Consider the following 22,400-nt stretch of genomic DNA (forward strand, 5'->3'; position numbering starts at 1 on the left):
GAGGCGGTGTATCGCAAGGGCGGCCTACTGCACGAAAAACCCTTGCGACTTGCCATCCAGATAGCGCACGTAGAACTTGCCAGGTTCCACCCACCAGTCATCCGCCAGATGCACAGAGGGCGTATCCACCAGACCGATATCCGGAGTAAACGTGTAGTTCAAACCCTGCAAGGTCACAGCGATGGTGCCGTCGGTGTTCTGGAACAGTTGAGCATTGCTGTCACGCAGGCGCATGACTTCGTCCATCCGCTTGAAATCGGCCACAAACGGATACAGCGTCTGAGCACGACCATTGAAGTCGGTGAACAGCAAACTGCCATCTGGCTCGACACTGAACGAAGCAGGTTTATTGCGTGCGAACTGCCACCAGCCCGGCCGTACGGCATAGGTCTTGCCAAGGTAAACGACGCGCAAGACGCCATCGGCGGTTACCCTCAATGTCGCAGCCGGGTCGGTCTGACGCATCAGCGACAGCACTACCGTTGGGTCTGCCAAACCCGGCACCAGGCGCGTCACCACGCCCTTCACCGACAGCACCAGCACCCCTTGGCGGTCACCACGCAACGAGGTTCCGGCGCTTGGATCTGCGGTCAGACGGCCAACCGGCTGTGCAAACACCTTGATGAAGTTGTAATTGAATCCCAGGGCGCCATAGCTCTGCTGTCCCTGCTTCTTCAAACCCAAGCTCGTCGAGTCGTTGACCAGTTGAGTCAGAGCGTCATCAAGGCGCTGACCACCGAGCCTTGGGCTGCCCCCCTCCAGATTGACCGGAGTCTGGTCGAACGACAAACCAGCCGGAGGTGGCAACGGCCGCAGATTACCCGCCGCCAAAGGATCTGCGCTGTCTTCGACGATGATTTCGCTCAACACGCCCTCCGCGCTGAAAGTCGCGGTTTCCCCTTTCTCCATCGTCAAGCCAGCTGCTCCGGGCGGACAGCGACGATCACACGGGAACAGGAGATTGCCGCTCAATACCACAATGCTGTAACCGCCATTGGCATTCACGCTGACCGCGATACGGGCGCTTTGATTGCCAGACCGTACAACGGCCCCTCCAGCCGTCACCAGCAAGGGCTGATTGGCCGCGCCTGAGAACGTGGCTGAGCCCTTCACCAACCGCACCACCGGAATCTGTGCGCCATTGAACGTGGTAGTGGCAATCGCCAACTCGGTATCCGGCGAGGTCGGCAGCACTGCCAGATTGAAGCCTCCAAGGCTCAAGGACAGCGAACGAGGGGTGCTCGAAGAGCCGGTGTTGCACGGGTCGGTGGATGAACCGATCTTCAGCACACTACCGTTGGCGGCAGCCCCCACCGTTAGCGAAGAACCGCCCCCCAGCGTCACGGTACCTGGGCCAGCCAGATCAGCCGATGCCCCACAGGGCACGGTGAAGGTGCCGCTGGTTGGTAATGCCGCAGCCTCTGTCACGCTGGAGAACGTGGTCGAGAAGGTATCAACGGTCAGTGTCGTCACCACCGTCGTGGAGAACAGTGAACTGGAGGTATGGCGTACGGTGACCGTATCACCGTTGTTCACCGAACCCGGACTAGTGGTGAATGTCCCGGCATTGATCTTGTACTCCCCCCCTGCAACCGAAATGGAGGCTGGCCCGGTAATCCCCAAAATGGTCGCCGCCGCCGATTCAACCGCTACATTACGCGCCACATTGGTTTTGGCCGAGAACGTAAAGGGATTAGGCGTGGTATTGGGGGGACCAACCGTTGTTGTCGCCGTTCCGGTCTCGATCGGCTGCCCGGTATTCAGATTGGTACTAATCGAAAAGATCTGATTGCCTTGAGTCGAAGGGTTGGTGATACGGCTGTTGTTAATCGACACCGAAACGGAACTGGTCCCCGATGAACCCGATCCGGACGTATTAATCACCAATGTCTGACCACTGCGCGAGGTACTTATCGCACTGCTGATTCCCGCCCCGGAAATCGACACATCCAGATAGTTGATGGCTCCGGAAATGACATAGCCGGCCGGAAACTGGATCGCAATCTGTCCATAGGAAGGAAAGTTCTGGGCGAGGTCGAAATTAACGGTGAAAGTGGAATTGGTAGCACTCACCAGCGATGTTGCCGGAACAATCGTCGCCGAAGGCATGGTAGAAGGCGCCACCGCAATCTCGAAAATACTCTGCAAGGTGCCTACCTTGAGCGTCATCGACGTCAGATCTGCGGGTGGAGAACCACTCAACCCCTTCAAGACAATCTGTGCGCCAGGCTCAACGAATCCGGGCTTATTGGTGAAACTGACCCCATTGTCGGTCGAGTAAAACCCTGGGCCAGTGATGGAAATTGGTGTGGGTGTCGTCGTGCCGTTTAAGGTCTGTGCCGTGGAAAAAATCCAGGTTGAGGGTGGCGAACCCCAGGCATTCGGAAATACCAGAGCCGGGCTAGGATCGAAGCTGGAAGCCAGTCGATCAAAACGATCAGAAGGGAAGCCACTGCGAACCAGATGCACAAATTTCGATAAGGACTTGGCATACGATGACGAGTCAAAACCATCGCCCATCGAAATCGACCATGCGTTTGAAGGCGCATCGGCAGCCGTGGTCGAGGTCCAGTAATCGGCATTCTGAAACGACGGGAAAATGGTCTGATTGGTAGCGGGACCATAGCATTTGCGCTCAACAATCGATTCCAGCTCCTTCAGATTCGGCAATCGCCAGTCGGTCTTCGAAGCATATGTCGTGGCAGCGGCTGCAGACAGCGCAGTCTGCCAGTCCATCGTCGTAGCGGAATTCGCGCAGCTGCCCCCACTCCAGGTCTGACCAATCGAGCAGCGCATCCACATCAGACCTGTGGCCTGATGCGTCACCGTGCCATCACCATGATCAATGAAATTGGACGTTGGTGTCGTCGCAACAATATCGGGATTACAAACCTGCACGGTCGCCAAGGCATTCGGCATTGCCAGCGCGATGGATAGTCCAGCCCCAGCAGCAAGGATATGGCGAAGAGTCATCGTTTTCTCCTTGCCTTAGCGGACCAGAATCACGTAGCCAGTTGAAGACTTCGTCTGGCTGGAGATGGAACCTGTACCAAAGTTGACGATGACGGCGTTGGTATTGCTGACTGCACTGGTCGTCGCCGTCAGATAGAAGCTTGACTGCATGTTCGGGAAATACACCGAGTCCGACACTCCCGAACCAGACTGGCTCATATTGGCAATGCCTCTTAACTCTGCCGGCGTCGGCAAGCGCCAATCGTTATGCCCACACAAGCCCGCCGTATTGACTTGGCTGACATACTGCTCAGAGTTGCAATTGGTGACATGGCTACAGCCACCGCCAACAGAAGTCCCTGCATACCCGCCATTGGTTGTCGATTGCGTGCTATACCAGACCACGGCTTCGGTATTTAACCTTGGGCCAGGGTTGAGTGTTTTGACTTCCCAGGTCAGCCCGGTGATATTGTCCCGCGTGCATGCCCAATCCGTGGCACCCGTTCCCAGCGGCGTCGATGGCGCTACGCCAGAGCCATCGTTGGCAATCTTGGAAAAATCAAAGCCCGAACCCCCATTGCCTTCCTTGACCAGCACCGATGCACCTTGCGCTGCATCCCTTCCATAGCGACCATCCTGGCGGGGATAAGAATCAGCGTCGCCAGCAATACCGTTGCAGGCAAGCGAACCAGATGCGTCGTAGCATGCACTCAAGCCGGAGTCATTCAGCGGCGTTGCCAAAACCGGCGATATCATCGCCCCGGCAACAGGCATCAATTTAACGAGCAAATGCGCCAGACGGCGCGCAGAAGTGAGTGCTTGGCTCATAAGGACCTCAATCAGACGAAAGAGGGCAGGCCTTGCCGGAACTACAGCAATTTGCACCTGCCGTTCGTTTCCACTCTAGATTGTAGAACGCCAAGCTAACAGTGACTTAAATTGCACACGCCGTATAAATTATTTACGGTGTTTACCGCGTTTATGTTGGTGCTTCTTGCTTGTTTTGCTGTGTTTGGACAATTTTGGCGTCTTTTTGGCAGTCCGCTTGCCTGATTTGACTACCTTATTATGCTTTTTGCCAGACGAGACAACCGCACCGCCATTTTTACGATCTGAATGACGAACTGCACGGCGGTCTGCATGGCGTACAGCTCGCTTGGATTTGCTCAATCTGGATTTTGTTGCTTTGGAAGATTCGGCAGTACGACGCTCTTCGTGCTGCTTGGCGGGCTTGGTGTTAACCGCTCTATCCGGCAAGGGGACATCAAGCGGCAAAGGCGCTTCAGCCGCCCAGGCCGGCATCAACAAACAGGAACACAGCAAAACAAATACGAAATTACGCATAATGGGTTCGTATCTCACTAAAACAGTTGGTATAAAACACACTGCCACCTGACGTGGCATAATCAGCCCACGTAAATGGGGGCTGTTTTGATTCCCAGCCCAGAGTCGCCTTCCCGCTAACGCATTGACGCGCCCATGACCAAACACGGAGAACCCGTCGGCACTGCCGATCGACTCGTGCAACTAGAAAAGTTCCTGAGCAGCAAGGAAACCGAACGCTGGTGCAAAATACTGGGTCCATACTACCCGGCGGCCGACTACTGGCTGAGCCACGAGGCACGAATTCTACAGGAGTTCCAACGAGATCAACGCTATGCGGCCCGATTCATTGCGGTTGATCTTGACCGCCGCCTTCTGGTGGGGGAAGCGGATGGCCACCCACTGACGCACTGGCTCTCCTGTCCGACTGGCGCGCTGGACCACCCATTCCAGAAATCCAGCGACTTGATCCGCCTGATCAAGGCAACCTGCAAAATGCTGCAGCGCTTTGCCGATGTAGGCCTCGTTCACGGCGGTCTTCGACCCGACATCTTGATACTCCGTCTGAATGCCCAGCAGGAAATCGACTTCGACAGCCTGAAAGTCATCGACTTTTCAGTAGCCCGCAGCCCTCTGCATCGTGTCGAGAAGCCCCCGTTCATTGATGTCGATTGTGCCGATGCCGCCTATCTATCGCCAGCGGCGAAAGAAGCCATCAATCAAGACTGGGCGCGCTTTGCCAAACTCTGTGGCGAACCGGGTAAGCGATCCTGGTACGAAATCTCCGATACCGCCAAACGCCAATACGACAGCGTGCTGCTGCCAGACCTTGCCTACAACAGCCTGGACTGGCGATGTGACCTGTATGCGCTTGCCCACTGGTTCCGCCAGATTTCGTTGCACCGTCTCGACTACTTCAAGGATTCACATCAGGAAGCCCTGCCGGCGCTGCTCAAGCGCATGCAAAAGCCCGTGTGGCAGGGTGGTTTCTCCAGCCTGGATAGTTGTTTGCGTGCGTTGGACTCCTTTGAACTCGATCCCGCTCCCAGCAAAGTCGAGACCCAGCCACAAACCGTTGCTGTGACAACCATGCATCCGCTACCGGTATTGCATTCGATTCAGCTCTCCCCTGGCACCACCAAGATCGACGCAACCCAAGCCAGCTCGCCCAAGCCACGCCAGCCCGCCGGGCGACGCGAACCGGCCGGGAGCAGTGGCAAATGGCTTGGTATTTTTGCTGGCATGGCCATTGCGGGCATTGCGGCGTGGTCTTTACTCAAGCCCAAGCCCGTCGTAAGCCGCCCTCAACCGATGGTCACGCCACCAGTCCAACCCAGCGCGGTAGATGCCCCTGCCTCTGCACCGGCCATTACGGAAGTACCTGCCTCGGCAGCGGACACCAGCTCATCCAGCAAGCCTGAAGACTTCAAGAGTGACAGTCTTGAAGAGATTCGAGCCGCTGCCGAGGCAGGCAATGCTTCGGCGCAGACCAAGCTGGGTTTACGTTACCGCAATGGCCAAGGCCTTACTCAGGACAATGAAGAAGCCGTCAAATGGTATCGCAAGGCCGCAGAACAGAATCACCCTGATGCACAGGCATACCTGGGCTTCATGTATATGAGTGGGCGGGGTGTAAAGCGTGATGATGCTGCAGCTTTTCGTTGGTCATTGAAAGGTGCAGAGCAAGGTAGCACCATCGGTCAGTACAACCTTGGGCTCCTCTATGCCAACGGGCGCGGTACCCGAGCCGATCTGCAGCAGGCTTATCGCTGGTTCAAGAAAGCGGCAAGTGGTGGCGAAAACAATGCCAGCGCCCGCCAGAGACTAGCGGAGCTGAAGCCACGCCTGAACAACACCCAGATTGCCGAGGCCGAGCGCCTGGCCAGTCAGTAAGATCACCGTAAGACTACGAATACAAGAGCCCTGAATGCGAACCAATCCGGCGGAAAGTTGTTAGTGCAAGCCGATTGAGCCGATACTGGCGCCTTGCTATAGTGCATCGCTTGCCATGACCGGCCGGTCATGGCGTACATCTGCATGAAGAAAAAAGGGAGAGTTTGATGAATTCCGGTCGTCGTTTGGTAATGAGTTTGTTGGTTTCCGGTTTGATGTTGGCTGCCTGCGGCAAGCAGGAACAACCTGCTTCGGCAGACAAGCCAGCAGACGCAGCCAAGCCCGCTGCAGCAGCTGCCGGCAAGGTATACAAGGTAGGTACTGATGCAGCCTATGCCCCGTTTGAATCATTGAACGAGCAAAAGCAGATTGTCGGCTTCACGGCAGATGTTCTGAACGCCGTTGCCGAAAAAGGTGGTTTCAAGGTTGAGTTCCACAACACGCCTTGGGAAGGTATTTTCCAGACGCTGGCCAATGGCGACCGCGATCTGGTTGCGTCATCCGTCACGATTACTGACGAACGCAAGCAAACCATGGATTTCTCCGAGCCTTATTTCGAAGCCAAGCAGCTGATTGCTGTTGGCAAGGGCAGCAAGATTGCCAAGGCAGACGACCTGAAAGACAAGAAGGTAGGCGTACAGACCGGCACCACGGGTGACGAAGTCGTACAGAAAATGCTGGGTAAGACCAACCCCAACATCAAGCGCTTTGAAAGCACACCGCTGGCCTTGCAAGAGCTGCAGAACGGTGGTGTAGATGCAGTCGTTGCCGACAACGGCGTTGTGATCAACTTCGTCAACAACAACAAGGCCGCAGGTCTGTCGATGATTGACGATCCAAGCTTTGCCAAAGAGTTCTACGGTTTTGCGGTGAAAAAGGGCAATGCAGAATTGATCGCCAAGCTGAATGACGGCATCGCAAAGATCAAGGCTGACGGCACTTACGACAAGATCTACGCCAAGTACTTCGGCGCCAAGCAATAATCCTAGCGGGGAAATCCCCAAGTCGGCAAAGAAGCGCAATTTGGCAAGAATTGCGCTTCTTTTTTTGGTAATTCTTCACAAAGAAAAAGACAAAGCGGCGAGCGCAACTTTGCAGCCATCTTCCGATGGCACTCAAGACCAACCACGTTTTAACAAGACTTAAACCCAAGACGGGTAATAGCGGGAGACAACATGGACTTTCCAGCATTCTGGAAGGGAGTACAGCAATCGGTACCCCTGCTCGCAGACGTCCGGCTAGAGATCGTCTGGCAATATCGTGATTTGCTGTTCGACGGCGCCTGGATGACGCTGAAAATCACACTGATCGCCGTCATCGTCGGCACCATCATCGGTCTGATCGGTGGGATGAGCCGTCTGGCACATGCCGCGCACGGCCCGTGGCGACTACCTCTGAAGTATCTGGTACGTTGGCCAGTCACCCTCTATGTGACGTTCTTCAGAGGTACGCCGCTATTCGTACAGATCATGCTCGTGCATTTTGCCTTGATGCCAGCGCTGGTCCACGTTGATAACGGCCTGTTGATCAGCGGTGAACTTGCACGCACCCTCAAGCAGGAATACGGCGCCTTTCTGTCAGGCCTGGTTGCGCTGACGCTGAACGCCGGTGCCTATATCACTGAAATCTTCCGCGCCGGCATCCAGTCCATCCACCGTGGACAGACCGAAGCGGCCCGTTCACTGGGCATGAATTACTGGCAGACCATGATTCACGTCATCCTGCCGCAGGCATTCCGCCGGATGTTACCGCCGCTGGGGAACGAAGCCATCATGCTGCTGAAAGACTCCTCGCTGGTTTCAGCCATTGGCCTGGCAGAAATGGCCTATGCGGCCCGGACCGTCGCGGGTGCCTACTCTCGCTACTGGGAGCCGTATATCGTGATCTCCCTGATCTATCTGGCCATGACCATGCTGATGGCAGCAGGTGTGGCGCGACTGGAAAAGCGTTTCCAGCAAAGCGGCGGCGTTTGATACCCCCCACGGTGCGCCCCCACCTGAGCAGAAAAAAAGCCCGATACACGTATCGGGCTTTTTGTTTTTGTATTCATCACCGTAATCAGGCAGGGACTCGCACCACCAAACCGCTTTCGAATACCGAATAGGAGTGCTTGCCAGAGAGCTTGGCCTGATACATCGCCAGATCGGCATGCCGCCGCAAGCTGGTGGCATCCTCACCGTGGTCTGGGCAAATGGCGATACCAATGCTGGCAGTAACCTGCAGTGGCGCATTACCCACCATCACCGGCTCGGCCAGCGCATCCAGAATCTTCTGCGCGACAAATGCCGCATCCTCGGCCCCGGCGATCCCCACCAGCAGCAAGGTAAATTCGTCGCCCCCCATCCGGGCCACCGTATCGCTCTGACGCACGCAGCCGTTCAGCCGACGCGCCACCACGCGCAGCAGCTCGTCGCCAGCGTCATGGCCATAGTTGTCATTGACTAGTTTGAAGTCGTCGAGATCGACAAACATCAGGGCCAGCTTGCCGCCATTGCGGGCACGCTGACGCAAAGCCTGTTCGACGTGCTCACCAAACAGATAGCGGTTGGGCAAGGCCGTCAGCGTGTCATAGAAGGCCAGATAAAGCACGCGCTCTTCGTTGCGCTTGCGGGCAGTGATATCGGCAACCAGCGCAAACACCGAGGTGACATGGCCGTCCTGATCCGGCACCACCGAAACACTGACCTCGGCGGTCAGCAGTTCTTCATTGCGCCGACGCAAGATCAGCTCGAAACGGTGATGCCCACGCCCGAACTGCGCCCGCGCTTCTTGCAAAACCGCAATGCTGTCTTCGGTCAGCACTTGCGACAAGCGCAAGGTCAGTAGCTCATCGCTGCTATACCCCAGCATATCGCACAGCGCAGGGTTCACTTCGAGGGGGGCGCCGGTCTCAGCATCAAACAAGGCATAGCCTTCGTTGGCAGCGCCAAGTACCCGTTGATGCAGGGCATCGCTCTCGCGCAGCGACTCCTCAGCCAAGCGGCGTTCATGAATATCGATGAGGGAGACAATGAGAGCTGTACGGTCTGCCATCTCGGTCAGCCGAGCAGCCAGCAAAGCCCAGATGCGCTGGCCAGCACCAATTTTCAGTCTTGCTTCAAATTGCCGGATAAACCCGTTATTACGGGCAATCAACAAAAACTGACGGGCCACACTGGGGTTATCGAACAAACTTCTCAGCGCCGGCGCATCGCCTGACAAGCCAAGGCTATCCCGCGCCAATTGGTTCTGCGCCAGCACCACACCGCTCTCGGCATCGACCATCAGAATCGGCAGTGGCGCCAGTTGCGCCATTTCCGCAAGGGTCGATTCGAGTGGGGATGCCGGTGGCAGCATGTGGCTCATTTACATGGCGATTCGTTGGTACACAAGGAAAGCATAGGCAAAATCTGCGGTTTGGCGGCAATCTCTGCAAATTTCCTGAAAGTCTTTTTTTTCAAACGCCGGAAAGTAAGCATCCCCCGCAAAATCGGCATCGATTTCAGTCAGGTAGAGCTTGCCGGCCAGAGGCAGCGTGGCAGCGTAGAGCTGTGCACCGCCAATCACAAAGATTTCGGGTTCATCGCTCACCAAGGCCAAGGCGGCATCAAGGGAATGGACGACCTCGCAACCCGCAGCCTGCCACCCAGCCTGGGTCGTCAGCACGATATTGCGCCGGTTGGGCAGCGGTCGCCCGATCGACTCGAAAGTCTTTCGCCCCATCAGAATCGGGTGGCCGCTGGTTGTGGCCTTGAAGTATTTGAGGTCGTCCGGCAGATGCCAGGGCAACTTGTTGTCGATGCCCACCACACCATTGCGGGCCACCGCAGCAATCAGGGAAAGATTCGCTTTCATGGACCTCCCTACACCGCCACCGGCGCTTTGATAGCCGGGTGAGGGTCATAAGCCTCCAGCGTGAAGTCTTCGTATTTGAAGGCAAAAATATCCCGCACCTCCGGATTGATACGCATCACCGGCAAGGGCCGAGGCTCACGGGACAATTGTTCGCGTACCTGGTCGAGATGGTTTGAGTAGATATGGGCATCACCCAGAGTGTGAACGAACTCACCCGGCAGCAAATCACACACCTGCGCCAGCATCATGGTCAGCAAGGCGTAGCTGGCAATATTAAATGGCACGCCCAGGAACAGATCAGCCGAACGCTGGTACAGCTGACAGGATAACCGTCCCTCTGCCACATAAAACTGGAAGAAGGCATGGCAGGGCGGCAACTTCATGTTTTCGATTTCACCGACATTCCACGCCGATACGATCAGACGTCGCGAATCCGGATTGTTTTTGATCTGAGCAACCAACTGGCTGATCTGGTCAATATGGCGCCCATCCGCCGTAGGCCAGGAACGCCACTGCGAGCCGTAAACCGGCCCCAGATTCCCCTGCTCGTCTGCCCACTCGTCCCAGATCGACACCCCGTTCTGCTTGAGATACGCGATATTGGTCTCACCACGCAAAAACCACAGCAGCTCGTGAATGATGGACTTGAGGTGAACCTTCTTGGTGGTAACCAGCGGAAAGCCCTTTGAGAGGTCATAACGAGCCTGATGCCCGAAGACCGATAGGGTGCCGGTGCCGGTGCGGTCGGTCTTTTCGACGCCCTGTTCGAGTACATGGCGAAGCAAATCGAGATAAGTGCGCATGGGTAAATAAAGCGGTAAGCAGCAAAAGTGAGGATTTTATCACCGCCCCATCCCCCCACCGAAAACATCTTCTGCGCCAGCATCTTGTGGTAGCACCTGCGACCCAACGTCTGGTTCGTTGCGGTCACGCTCAAAGTGGAATGTGAATCGCTGCAGACTCCTTGACCTCCTCCATCACCGCATAGGTATGGGTTTCGCGCACGCCGGGCAAGGTCAGCAGCGCGGACCCCAACAGATCGCGATAAGCCTTCATATCCCGCACTCTGGCCTTGATCAGATAATCAAATCCCCCCGCCACCATGTGGCATTCCAGCACTTCCGGCCGGTCGGCCACGGCGCTTTTGAAGGTATCGAACACCTCGGGCGTAGTCCGGTCGAGCACCACCTGGATATACACGAGCAGGCCGGCATCCAGCAGCTCGGGGTTCAGTCGGGCGCTATAGCCGACGATATAACCATCCCGGCTCAGGCGTTTGACGCGCTCCAGACACGCAGTGGCCGATAAATCGACACGTTTGGCCAGTTCAAGATTCGATAAGCGCCCATCTGCTTGAAGTTCCCGCAGAATTTTCCGGTCGATTCGGTCCAACCCTTTCAGTGACAAAATATTTCTCCATAAAAAGTTGGTTTCATAATGAATTATCCAGCAATTTGAACAAACATTAGCGACAAATTCATCAGCGGCGCGCCTATGATCCGCAACCATTGTCGATCCGTCTCTGGACTTGAGATTGCACACCATGACCGATTCCATTCTCTACCCCGATCCGCCACGCGGCCTGCCACGCTTCGAGGCGATTCGTAGCCATCTGTTGGCCAACGAAGCCGAAACCGTCAGCGAGTTATTGAAGCTTGCCTCGGTTGATGACGCGATGGCCAAGCAGATTCATGCCTACACCCTGTCGCTGGGACGAAACGTCCGCCAGGTCGCAGCCCGCAATCACTTTGATGCCTTTCTACAGAGCTACGGTTTGGGCACTGAAGAAGGCATCGCCCTGATGGCCCTGGCCGAAGCCTTGCTGCGCATTCCCGACAACGACACCGCCGACCGGCTGATTCAAGATTTGCTGAAAGATCGCGATTGGCGCCGGTCCCAGACCGCCACCTGGCTGGTCAATGCCGCCAGCCGGGCACTGATGTTCACCGATTTCTGGATTGATGCCTCGGAAGGCAAGCACTGGTTTGACCGCCTGCTGCGCAAACTGGGCGAGCCGGTACTGCGGACTGCGATGAAAGCCGGCATGCGCGTCATGGCACAGCATTTTGTGGTGGGAGAAACCATCAACGAGGCACTTGCCAACGCTGATCCGAAATACCGCTACAGCTACGACATGCTGGGCGAAGCCGCGTTGACGGCCGAAGATGCCGAGCGCTATTTCGAGTCGTATCAGGCTGCCATTGCGGCGCTGGCGCGCCACCCGGACAGCAATAAAGGCTTTGGACGGCCGTCCATCTCGGTCAAGCTGTCTGCCATCCATCCACGGTATGAATTCGGTCAATCGAAGCGGGTCATGGCCGAACTGGGTGAGAAGCTGATGGCACTGGCGGTGCAGGCGGCCGAGGCCGATCTGGTGTTTACCGTCGATGCGGAGGAATCCGAACGCCTGGAAATTTCCTTGCAGCTGATGGAAAAGATCATCCGCTCGCACAAGATCGACGGCTGGAATGGCTTTGGCTTGGCTGTTCAGGCCTACCAGCGCCGTGCGCCCTTCGTCATCGACTGGCTGGCCGACCTCGGCCGCGATACCGGCCGCGCCTTGCCGGTCCGTCTGGTGAAAGGTGCCTACTGGGACAGTGAAATCAAGCGGGCACAGCAAATGGGCCTGGACGACTACCCGGTCTATACCCGCAAATCCCATACCGACGTTGCCTATCTGGCCTGCGCCCGCAAGATGCTGGAGTACGGCGATGTGTTCTATCCACAATTTGCCAGCCACAACGCGCATACCCTGGCCTGGTTGATGGAATTCACGCGTGGTCGCGAGCGCCGTTTTGAAATCCAGCGCCTGCACGGCATGGGGGAAGAACTGCATCGCCTGCTGGTTGAGCAGGAAGGCGTGCCAAGCCGCATCTACGCCCCGGTGGGCGAATTCCACAGCCTGTTGCCCTATCTGGTACGACGTCTGCTGGAAAACGGCGCCAACAGCTCATTTGTCCACATGCTGGCCGACACCCGGGTGCCGCTTGAAAAAATTGCAACCGACCCCGTTCGCGAAGTTGCCAGCCAACCGATTACTCCCGGCGTCAAAGCCCCCTCGCAAGTCTTTGCGCCGCGCCAGAACAGCAAAGGATTCAGCATGAGCGATACCACCGTCCTGCAGGAAGTACGCCAGCACTTGTCACAAGACAAACAATGGGATGCCGCACCCATCGTCGGCGGTCAGATCAGTGAAGGTCAGCGCCATCCGCGCTTCAATCCGGCCGACCAGGGCCAGGAAATCGGTGGTCTGATCAACAGTACCGCCGCAGATGTCGAGCACGCCCTGAAGCTGGCCGACGACGCCGTGGATGAATGGCGCCATACCTCGGTGGCCGCCCGTGCCGAAATGCTTGAGCGCGCGGCCGATCTGCTGGAAAAGCACCGTGACGAATTCCTGCACTTGCTGGTCAAAGAGGGCGGCAAGGCGCTGCCGGACGCGCTGGGTGAGTTCCGCGAAGCCGTGGACTACTGCCGTTTCTACGCCATGGAAGCCCGTCGCCTGTTTATCGTCCCCATCTCCTTACCGGGCGTTACCGGCGAATCGAACGAACTCCGGCTGATTGGTCGGGGCGTGTTTGTCTGCGTTGCCCCCTGGAACTTCCCGCTGGCGATTTTCCTGGGCCAGGTGGCTGCAGCCCTGGCTGCCGGCAACACCGTGCTGGCCAAGCCGTCCCGCCGCACCCCGCTGGTGGGCATGCGTGCCATCCAGATGCTGCTCGAAGCCGGCGTACCGGGGAAAGTCCTGCATTACCTGCCAGGCGAAAGCGGCTCATTGTCCAAGCTGCTGCTTGGTGATAGCCGTGTTGCGGGCGTCGCCTTCACCGGCTCGACCAACGCGGCCTGGACCATCAACCGTCAGCTGGCAGCCCGCAATTCGCAGATTGCCAGCCTGATCGCTGAAACCGGCGGCATCAACGCGATGATTGCAGACAGCTCGGCGCATGTTGAACAACTGATCCTCGATGTCCTTACCTCTGCCTTCAACAGCGCCGGCCAGCGTTGCTCGGCCCTGCGTATTCTGCTGGTGCAGGACGATATTGCCGATGCAGTTGCCCACCGTCTGGGCCAGGCCATGCGCGAACTCAAGATCGGTAACCCGATTCAGCTGTCGTCCGATATTGGACCGGCGATTGACCGCTCCAGCCAGCGCGATCTGAATGCCTACATCGAGAAGATGAGTCGTGAAGCCAAGCTGATCGGCTCCACTCCCTTGCCTGCAGGCACCGAAGCCGGTTGCTTTGTGGCGCCGCACGCGTTCGAAGTCTCGCTCGACCAATTGCCGCGTGAAGAAGTATTCGGCCCGGTCCTGCACTTGGCCCGTTTCAAGGGCGAGGCCCTGGAAGACGCAGTGAAGGCCGTCAACGCCTTGGGCTTTGGTCTGACCATGGGTGTGCATACCCGTCTCGACAGTACGGTCGAAACCGTGCGGCGGCTGGCTCAGGTTGGCAACCTCTATATCAACCGCAACCAGATCGGCGCCGTGGTCGGCAGCCAGCCATTTGGCGGCGAGGGCCTGTCCGGTACCGGATTCAAAGCGGGCGGCCCGCACTATCTGCTCAAGTTCGCCAGCGAGCGGACTTTCACCGTCAACACCGCTGCCGTCGGCGGCAATGTTCGCCTGATGTCAGGCGGCGATGATTCGGCCTGATCCAGGCCGTTTCAGCACAGCTTGCATTACCCGATTTCTCCGTAGAAATCGTTCTCCTGCTCAACCCGGCCTCGGCCGGGTTTCTTTTTACCTGCGCCAGCCGGTGCGTGCCTCCTCGCCATTGCAAGAAATGTCGTGATCGGCAGGCCTGCGACTGGAAACTTGCCCGCCGACTCCCTACGATTAAACGCAGACAGCGCAGTCTCGGAGGTCCCGGCGTGTTTCATACCCACAGCATCGCTTTCAAGCTCAACCTGCTGTTTGTACTGGTTGTGACCACGACTCTGGTAGGGTTTGGCGCATTCAACTACTTCCGCATTCGCGCCAGCCTCGAAAACGCCCTGGAACAGGAAGTCACAGGCGTCATCACCCGGCTTTCGCAGTCACTACCCGGCGCCGTCTGGAACTTCGACCTGCCGCAAGTCGAGAAGATCGTCAAATCTGAAATGACCAAACACTACCTGTCGGCGATGTCGATTGAAGTCGATCGCAAGCCAATGGTGGGTTACTACCGCGATCTCACCAACCAGCTGGTACCGGGGTCGCCGAATTCGATGCAAGGAACCAAGCGCCGCAGTACCGAGATCCGCTACAACGATGGTGGCGTAGTCAAGCTGGTGAGCACCGTTTATATCGACATCAACAGCCGCGAGATCGACGAAAATCTGGCCCAGGACCTGAAAACCCTGCTGATGCAGATTGTCATGCTTGATGTCATCATCGTCGTCGCCCTCTCTCTGGGCATCCGCCGCCTGATCATCACCCCCCTGCAGGACATCAAGAACGTTGTTCACCGGGTTGCGGAAGGTGACCTGACAGCGTCTGTGAACGTGCGGAGCCAGGATGAACTCGGTGACCTTGCCGAGTCGCTGCGCAAGATGATGTCGAACCTGGGCCGCATCATTGGCAAGGTCACCATCTCCATCCAGTCACTCAATATCGCCGCCGAGCAAATCACCCTGGCCGCCCAGTCGCTCTCCACCACTTCGTCAAATCAGGCTGCCAGCGTTGAGGAGACCAGCTCGTCGATGGAGCAGATTTCCGCCTCGGTTGCCAACAACAGCAGCAATGCCAAGGCCACCGACACCATTGCCAACCAGAATGTGCAACAAGCAGAAGATGGCGGACGGGCAGTGCGCGAAACCGTGCAGGCCATGAAGCAGATTGCCGAGAAAATCGGCATCGTGGATGAAATCGCCTACCAGACCAATCTGCTGGCCCTCAACGCCGCGATTGAGGCCGCACGGGCAGGTCAGCATGGCAAAGGATTTGCCGTGGTCGCCAGCGAGGTACGCAAACTCGCCGAGCGCAGCCAGTCGTCTGCCCGCGAGATCAGCGAACTGGCCAGCCATAGCGTGGAACTGGCTGACCGGGCCGGCAAGCTGTTTGACGTGATGGTGCCGTCAATCCGTCGCACCGCCGATCTGGTGCAGGAAATTGCCGCAGCGTCAGAAGAACAGGCCGGCAGTATCGAACAGATCCACTCGGCGATAGATCAGGTCAGCCATTCCATGCAGTCGAACGCCGCAGCGGCCGAGGAGCTATCCGGCACGGCAGTATCGATGAGCGAGCAGTCCGTTTCGCTGACCGAGCAGATGAGCTACTTCCGCACCCGTGAGCGCCAAGGCAGCCGACGTAGTGCTTAGGCTCTTTTGGTTTTTGTTGCGGACCGGAAACAAAGCGCCAACCGCGCATGAGGTTCTGTTGACGCCAAGGAGATCAACGCCGCCGGCCCGGTAGAAAGCCCGCTTCTGACCGGATCTGGGCCGAGGTACGACGGCTGCCATCCGCGCTCCAGCCAGGGGCGCCGAACAGATGGAAGCCCATCTGGCGCAGGCTGCGGCTGTGCCAGACGTCGCGGCATAAGGCCTGCCATTCGTGAAAGACGATGCGCAGGGGATTATGGGAATTGAGCTGGGTGACCAGCCCGTATCGACAAGGATCATCGTCGCGCTCGGCAACATAGGTGCCGAAGAGATGGTCGAACACGATCAGGACGCCCCCGTAGTTGCTGTCGAGATAGCGTGGGTTGATGGCGTGGTGAACGCGATGATTGGATGGCGAGTTGAAAATCCGGTCAAACCAACCGAGCCGGGGAATCAGCTCGGTGTGCAGCCAGAACTGGTAAAGCAGGTTCAGGGTAAGCGCCAGCAGCACGGCCTTCGGTGAAACCCCCAGCCAGACAACCGGCAGGAAGAACACCGCACCGCCGGCAATGGAGCCGGTCCAGGCCAAACGATAGGCCCCTGAGAGATAGAGGCGCTGGGGCGTGTGATGTACGGCGTGCGAGGCCCAGAACCAGCGCGACTCGTGGCTGATGCGGTGAGCCCAGTAATAGAAGAACTCAACGAGCAGAAAAACCAGCGGGAAGCTCCACCAGCGGTCGAGCGGCAGCGTCAACAGCCGATGCTGCCAGACCCAGCCGAAAGTCCATGTGGTCAAGCCAATCGTCAACAGCGCTACCCCATGGTGGCCGATTGCGACCCCGAACGAGGCAAAGCTGCCGGACCAGTCATAGCGATGCCTCCGCACACTGATCAAATAAACCGCTTCTGCGGCAGCCAACAGCAGAAGCACCGGAAAGACAATGAAAAACAACGGATTATGCTGATCCATGATCGGTCTTTTCTTATTGGGACGGGTGATGAAGACATGGTAGTCAGACCGGTGGGGCAAGACATTTCCGGGTGTCTGGCAGATGTAACCAGGGCTTTCATTGGCCGATTCTGTAACTGGTGGTAACCAATCCTCCGCCTGCCAGACAGGCAAGGCGGCAAGATGGGCACCTTTTGAGTTTTTGATCCTCGACCTGTCCCATGACTACTCAACGCGCAAAGATTCTGGTGCTCGATGACGACGCCGAGTTACGGGCCATGCTCGAACGCTATCTGTCTCAACATGACTATCTGGTGCGCACGGTGGCCGATGCGCGCCAGCTCGAACGTTTGCTGGTCCGCGAGCCATTTGATCTGCTGATTCTTGATCTCACCATGCCGGGGGAAGACGGGCTCAGCGTCTGCAACCGCTTGCGCTCGCAAGGCGAAACCCTGCCGATTCTGATGCTGACTGCGCGCGGCGATCCGGTAGATCGCATCCTTGGGCTGGAAGTCGGGGCGGATGATTATCTGGCCAAGCCATTCAACCCTCGCGAGCTGCTGGCCAGAGTCCAGGCCCATCTGCGCCGCCAGCACATGCTGGGGGCCGCCCCTGCAGCGCTCACCGAAGCCCCGATTACTTTTGGACCCTACACCCTCGACGTCAGCCGGCGGACCCTGAAACGGGGTGAGGCACTGGTCGAGCTGACATCAGGAGAGTTCGAACTGTTGCGGGCGCTCGCCACCCACCCCAATCGTCCCTTGGGTCGGGAGAGGCTGGTCGAACTGGCGCGCGGTCGTGACATCAGCCTGGGTGATCGGGCAGTGGATGTGCAGATCCTGCGCCTGCGGCGCCTGATTGAAGTCGATCCCACCAACCCGCGCTTTATCCAGACGGTGCGAGGGGTCGGCTATGTGTTTGTCAGCGAGGCCGAGGCATCATGAAGCTTGGCGGTGCCGGGCCTTTGTTTCCAGCAGGGAAGCGCCGGCTGAGCTTGGTACCGCGCTCCCTGTTTGGCCGGCATATGTTCCTGATCATCGCTTTGGTGTCGTCCGGCCAGCTGCTGACCGCCCTGCTCTACCACTTCATCCTGCAACGCCCTCACCTTGATGACCTTGCCTCAAGCACGGTTGAATATGTGCTGGCGCTCGAATCCAATCTTGCGTCGCTCCCCCCGGCCGATGCTGCCCGCTTTGCGGCCAATCTCAATCTGCGCGGCCATTTCCGGGTGATTCAGGGCAAGCCGGACGGCGTTGTCCTGCCCATCTCGCCAGGCGTCATGTTCGATGCCTATGCCAAAGCGCTGGGCCGCAAGATGCGGCACAAAATTGATGTCCGCTGGGAAGGTGAAGAACGGCGGCTGTGGCTGAGCATTCCCCTGCGTGGCTCACCGTACTGGGTGCAGGTATCCGGCGATCGGCTGGTACTGCAACTATCGCGAACCTGGCTGAGTGCAGTGGCGCTCTCGGCGCTGCTGGCGATTCTGGGCGCCCTTTACCTGACCCGCCGCCTCAACCGGCCGATTGCCCGGCTGGTACGTGCAACGTCCGATCTGGCTGCAGGCCGCCCCCCCGAATATCTGCCCGACGACAAACTGCCCACCGAGCTGGCCAAGGTCGCCCATAGCTTCAACGGCATGGCTGAAAGTCTGGCGCGCTATGAATCGGAGCGTTCCATGATGCTGGCGGGTATCTCGCACGATCTGCGCACCCCGCTGACCAAGATGCGCCTGGGGTTGGCCATGTCCGGCGACGAGGAGCTCGAAGCCATGATGGCGCGCCAGATCGAGCAGATCGACGCCATTCTTGGCCAGTTCATGGACTACGCACGCAATGGCAGTGAAGAGCCGCTCAGTGAGGTGGACGTCAACAGGCTGATCCAGGATGCCATCGCCCTGCAGACTGAGCCCGCCGCATGGCAACTGGACCTCGCCCCCCTACCCCAGACCCTGCTGCCCCGGCTGGCCTGGCAAAGGCTGATTGCCAACCTGCTGGAAAATGCCTGGCGCCATGCCGGCAAGGGCCTGGAGGTTGCAACACGGCAGGAAGGCGATCAGATCAGCCTATCCGTGCTCGACCGGGGGCCTGGCGTACCGCCAGAGTCGCTAAGCCGCCTCAGTCAGCCCTTCGTCAGACTGGCCGGCACACCGGGCACCGGCCTGGGTCTGGCCATCGTGGCGAAATTGGTGCGACGGCGGGGGGGAGAACTCAGCATGCTCCCCCGGGATGGAGGGGGACTGGAAGCCAGGGTGCGATGGCCCATTCAGCCACCGCCAACGCTATCGAGTGAATTTTTTACGGGAGCCACATCATGAGAACGTCCCTGTTATTCGGCAGCCTGCTGCTGGTCAGCTTGACCGCGCAGGCCGATGAAACCGCCACCACCGAAAGCGGCAAAACGGTCATCCTCAAGTCTGACGGCCGGTGGGAATATGCCAAGTCTTCCGGCAACCCGGCCACGACGCAGACCTCGGGCAAAAGCTACAACCGCCCCGCCACCGCCACCGCCCGCGCCGATCTGAAAAAGCCGGGTTTCGAGTTCTTTTATGTCCCCGACAAATGGAAGCCCGCCAAAGACGAACCGGGCCGGTTGCAATTCAAGCATCACAGCGGTGATGCCTATGGCTTGCTGATCATCGAACGCATCAGCATTCCGCTGTCTGCCCTCAAGAAGATCGCGCTGGACAACGCCAGGGCGGTTGCCCCCGATGCCAAGATCACTTTTGAGGAAATGCGAACCGTCAACGGCAAGAAAGTGCTGTGCCTGCAGATGAACGGCACCATCGACAGCATTCCGTTTTCTTACTACGGCTACTACTACTCCAACAAACAGGGGGTCATTCAGGTGCTGACATATACCTCCAGCAACCTGCTTGATGAATTCAAACCAGATTTCGAAGAATTCCTGGCCGGGCTAGTGCCCAACTCCTGAAGCGACGCAGAAATCGGGCGAGGTTCTCACCTGTGTCACGGCGTTATGGCAGTATTGATCAGCAGTCATGAGACCACGCAGCCACATAACCTCATAGCCACCCATTACCGCCCACTCTGCCGATTCAAACCAGATATGCCCAATACACCTTCGATCGTCTTTCTCGACCGCGCCAGCCTGCCCGTTGCCCTGCGACAGCCCGACTTCCCCCATATCTGGCGGGAGCACGCCAGCACCCAGCCTGACGAACTGCTGCAGCATGCCGGCCACGCCAGCATTCTGATCAGCAACAAAGTCCGGCTTGACGCTGCAGCCCTGGCGGAGCTGCCGCACCTCAAGCTGATTGCCGTGGCCGCCACCGGCTACAACATGATCGACGTTGCCAGCTGTCGTGAACGGGGCATTGCCGTCTGCAATATCAGGGGTTACGCCGACAACACCGTACCCGAGCACGCCCTGATGCTGATGCTGGCCTTGCGTCGCCAGCTGCCCGCCTACCGGGCCGACCTCCAACAAGGCGCCTGGCAACGCGCCAGCCAGTTCTGCCACTTCGGTGCCCCGGTACGTGATCTGCATGGCGCCACCCTGGCCCTGATCGGCAGCGGCCTGCTGGGTGAAGGCGTCGCCCGATTGGCCAGAGCCTTCGGCATGCGCATCCTGCTGGTGGAAAGGCGCGGTGCCGCCACTGTGCGCGATGGCTATACCCGCTTCGAGCAAGCCCTGGCAGAAGCCGATGTCATCAGCCTGCATTGTCCACTGACCGACTCGACCCGCAATCTGATCGGTGAAGCAGAACTGGCGCTGATGAAGCCTGAGGCAATCCTCATCAATACCGCACGCGGCGGCCTGATCGACGAAACCGCTTTGTTGAAGGCCTTGCAGGCAGGGCAGCTGGGCGGTGCCGGGCTGGATGTGCTGATTGCCGAGCCACCGACAGAAGGCAACCCGCTGCTGGATGCGCGGCTGCCCAATCTCATCATCACCCCGCACATTGCCTGGGCCAGCCGGCAGGCCATGGAGGCCCTGGCGGAGCAGCTGATCGGCAATATCGAGGCGTTCATGGCCGGTCAGCCCAGGAATCTGGTCACCGCCTGATCATCCAGGCTCAGCGGGCATCCGGCTTTCTGACGGCGATTCAGTTGTCAGCCGATGCCTGCCCAACATAACGGGCAGTAATGCGGTCGAATTCACCGTCGAGAATCAATTGCTGCAGCACCCGATCAAACTTGAGCACAAAGTCCTGCCGGAAGCTGAAGCGTCCGCCATCGTTGGCGGTATAAGCGATATGGGCAGGTTCATTCGACAGTGTGGCCACCGATTCGATATCCAGACTATTGATCGCATCACGCACGCCAACCCGGTGCCGCAGTCGGTTGATGGTCCAGAGGACTGAAGCACGATCATTGATATAGCAATCAATGCTACGGCTGGTCAGCGCCAGTACATTGGCCTCGTTGCCTTTGGCTTCGATCACCTGCACCTGCCCGGCCTTGCGTGCACTGACGAGCTTGTCACTCAGGGCAAAGCCGGCATTGATGCCCAGCTTGAGGTCACTGAAGTCGGCAGGCCAGTGCAGGCGAGGCTTGGTGAGGGCATCCTTCCGGCAGAACACCACGACACTCTCGGTACCCAGCCGGGTTGAATACGACTCGATATAGCTACGCTCTTTGCGGACATAAGGCGGAAACAAGGCAAAGATCTTGCCCTGTTCGAGAGACATCAAGCCACGTTTCCAGGGCACGGGTTGTAGTTCGATCAGGTAATCAGGCATGCGTTGCGCAGCCTTGCGCAGCAGATCGACATAGATGCCCCGGTATTCATTGCCTTCCACATAGGCATACGGCGGATAGGCATCGTCGCCAAACAGCACCACGGTTTCCTTGGCCGCAGCGACATTCAGGCACAACCAGGCACAAGCCACACTTGCACAGAATAGACGCCTCATTTGAGTTTTCTCCCACAGCAGCAACACCAGTGTTTCATTGTCAACAAAGCCCAGCTTGCTGCGTTATTTACTTCGTATCGATTCGATCTGTTCTAGTCTGAACAGTGAGGGCGCAGTTTCATCATAGGCGCCATAACAGATCGAAACGATGACCTAGGCTCTGTTGACGTTTTGTTTCCGGTCGCGCCGGGCCGAGTTTTGGGGCAGGGCGAGGCAGGGTGAGTGCAGTTTAGCGAGCTAAATAAGCGAACGCTAACGACGCCATGCCCCAAAAAT

The 22,400-nt window shown here is 58.0% G+C and carries 18 protein-coding genes; 9 read left to right on the plus strand and 9 right to left on the minus strand.

Translation table 11 applies throughout. The annotated features are described in order from the left end of the window. Positions 1 to 24: 24 nt before the first annotated feature. The 3 genes from PZA18_RS09485 to PZA18_RS09495 all read right to left on the minus strand — a co-directional run bounded on the left by PZA18_RS09485 (position 25) and on the right by PZA18_RS09495 (position 4,296). Positions 25 to 2,973, minus strand: coding sequence for a DUF1566 domain-containing protein (locus PZA18_RS09485; RefSeq protein ID WP_284100589.1), 2,949 nt, complete (start codon positions 2,971 to 2,973; stop codon positions 25 to 27). Between the two features lie 15 nt (positions 2,974 to 2,988). Continuing rightward, positions 2,989 to 3,780, minus strand: a complete 792-nt coding sequence (locus PZA18_RS09490) for an Lcl C-terminal domain-containing protein (RefSeq protein ID WP_284100590.1) — start codon at positions 3,778 to 3,780, stop codon at positions 2,989 to 2,991. 129 nt (positions 3,781 to 3,909) lie between these two features. Then, positions 3,910 to 4,296 carry a hypothetical protein gene (locus PZA18_RS09495; RefSeq protein WP_284100591.1) on the minus strand — a complete coding sequence of 129 codons (387 nt, stop codon included), beginning with the start codon at positions 4,294 to 4,296 and terminating at the stop codon, positions 3,910 to 3,912. Positions 4,297 to 4,431: 135 nt separating this feature from the next. Here PZA18_RS09495 and PZA18_RS09500 point away from each other — a divergent pair, with 135 nt between their 5' ends. The 3 genes from PZA18_RS09500 (at position 4,432) to PZA18_RS09510 (ending at position 8,141) form a co-directional block, all read left to right on the plus strand. Further along, the gene (locus PZA18_RS09500) at positions 4,432 to 6,168 is read left to right on the plus strand and encodes a tetratricopeptide repeat protein (RefSeq protein WP_284100592.1); all 1,737 of its coding nucleotides are present in this window, start codon (positions 4,432 to 4,434) and stop codon (positions 6,166 to 6,168) included. Positions 6,169 to 6,335: 167 nt separating this feature from the next. Next, positions 6,336 to 7,151, plus strand: coding sequence for a basic amino acid ABC transporter substrate-binding protein (locus PZA18_RS09505; protein WP_284100593.1), 816 nt, complete (start codon positions 6,336 to 6,338; stop codon positions 7,149 to 7,151). 192 nt (positions 7,152 to 7,343) lie between these two features. Then, on the plus strand, positions 7,344 to 8,141 hold the full coding sequence (locus PZA18_RS09510) for an amino acid ABC transporter permease (RefSeq protein ID WP_284100594.1): 798 nt from the start codon (positions 7,344 to 7,346) through the stop codon (positions 8,139 to 8,141). 85 nt (positions 8,142 to 8,226) lie between these two features. On the opposite strand, the gene PZA18_RS09515 is transcribed toward PZA18_RS09510, so the two are convergent. The 4 genes from PZA18_RS09515 to PZA18_RS09530 form a co-directional block, all read right to left on the minus strand. Beyond that, entirely contained in the window at positions 8,227 to 9,513 is a 1,287-nt protein-coding gene (locus tag PZA18_RS09515) for a diguanylate cyclase domain-containing protein (RefSeq protein ID WP_284100595.1), read from the minus strand. Further along, a complete protein-coding gene (locus PZA18_RS09520; RefSeq protein WP_284100596.1) occupies positions 9,514 to 10,002 on the minus strand; it encodes a dihydrofolate reductase in 489 nt (162 codons plus the stop codon). Positions 10,003 to 10,010: 8 nt separating this feature from the next. Further along, the gene (locus PZA18_RS09525) at positions 10,011 to 10,805 is read right to left on the minus strand and encodes a thymidylate synthase (RefSeq protein ID WP_284100597.1); all 795 of its coding nucleotides are present in this window, start codon (positions 10,803 to 10,805) and stop codon (positions 10,011 to 10,013) included. A gap of 130 nt (positions 10,806 to 10,935) precedes the next feature. Next, complete coding sequence (locus PZA18_RS09530) at positions 10,936 to 11,409, minus strand: Lrp/AsnC ligand binding domain-containing protein (RefSeq protein ID WP_407951179.1); 474 nt, start codon at positions 11,407 to 11,409, stop codon at positions 10,936 to 10,938. Positions 11,410 to 11,545: 136 nt separating this feature from the next. Between PZA18_RS09530 and putA the strand changes: the two genes are divergently transcribed. Together putA and PZA18_RS09540 are read left to right on the plus strand one after the other, a co-directional pair. After that, positions 11,546 to 14,653 carry a bifunctional proline dehydrogenase/L-glutamate gamma-semialdehyde dehydrogenase PutA gene (gene putA, locus PZA18_RS09535; RefSeq protein ID WP_284100598.1) on the plus strand — a complete coding sequence of 1,036 codons (3,108 nt, stop codon included), beginning with the start codon at positions 11,546 to 11,548 and terminating at the stop codon, positions 14,651 to 14,653. Positions 14,654 to 14,871: 218 nt separating this feature from the next. Continuing rightward, positions 14,872 to 16,299: a methyl-accepting chemotaxis protein gene (locus PZA18_RS09540; RefSeq protein ID WP_284100599.1), complete on the plus strand. Its 1,428-nt coding sequence runs from the start codon at positions 14,872 to 14,874 to the stop codon at positions 16,297 to 16,299. Between the two features lie 73 nt (positions 16,300 to 16,372). Here PZA18_RS09540 and PZA18_RS09545 read toward each other — a convergent pair whose 3' ends face one another. Further along, positions 16,373 to 17,269: a sterol desaturase family protein gene (locus tag PZA18_RS09545; protein WP_284100600.1), complete on the minus strand. Its 897-nt coding sequence runs from the start codon at positions 17,267 to 17,269 to the stop codon at positions 16,373 to 16,375. A 200-nt stretch (positions 17,270 to 17,469) separates the two neighbouring features. Between PZA18_RS09545 and ompR the strand changes: the two genes are divergently transcribed. From ompR to PZA18_RS09565, 4 genes are all read left to right on the plus strand, one after another. Then, a complete protein-coding gene (gene ompR, locus PZA18_RS09550; protein WP_284100601.1) occupies positions 17,470 to 18,192 on the plus strand; it encodes an osmolarity response regulator transcription factor OmpR in 723 nt (240 codons plus the stop codon). After that, entirely contained in the window at positions 18,189 to 19,562 is a 1,374-nt protein-coding gene (locus tag PZA18_RS09555; RefSeq protein ID WP_284100602.1) for an ATP-binding protein, read from the plus strand. The genes ompR and PZA18_RS09555 overlap by 4 nt, the downstream gene beginning before the upstream one ends. Beyond that, a complete protein-coding gene (locus PZA18_RS09560) occupies positions 19,559 to 20,179 on the plus strand; it encodes a hypothetical protein (RefSeq protein WP_284100603.1) in 621 nt (206 codons plus the stop codon). Before PZA18_RS09555 ends, PZA18_RS09560 begins: the two co-directional genes overlap by 4 nt. A gap of 135 nt (positions 20,180 to 20,314) precedes the next feature. Then, entirely contained in the window at positions 20,315 to 21,274 is a 960-nt protein-coding gene (locus tag PZA18_RS09565) for a D-2-hydroxyacid dehydrogenase (protein WP_284100604.1), read from the plus strand. A 40-nt stretch (positions 21,275 to 21,314) separates the two neighbouring features. On the opposite strand, the gene PZA18_RS09570 is transcribed toward PZA18_RS09565, so the two are convergent. Further along, positions 21,315 to 22,124 (minus strand): substrate-binding periplasmic protein, encoded by an 810-nt coding sequence (locus PZA18_RS09570; protein WP_284100605.1) that lies wholly within the window; start codon positions 22,122 to 22,124, stop codon positions 21,315 to 21,317. Between the last annotated feature and the right edge of the window lie 276 nt (positions 22,125 to 22,400).

Source organism: Parachitinimonas caeni (genome assembly GCF_030129945.1).
Taxonomy (GTDB): Bacteria; Pseudomonadota; Gammaproteobacteria; order Burkholderiales; family Chitinimonadaceae; genus Parachitinimonas; species Parachitinimonas caeni.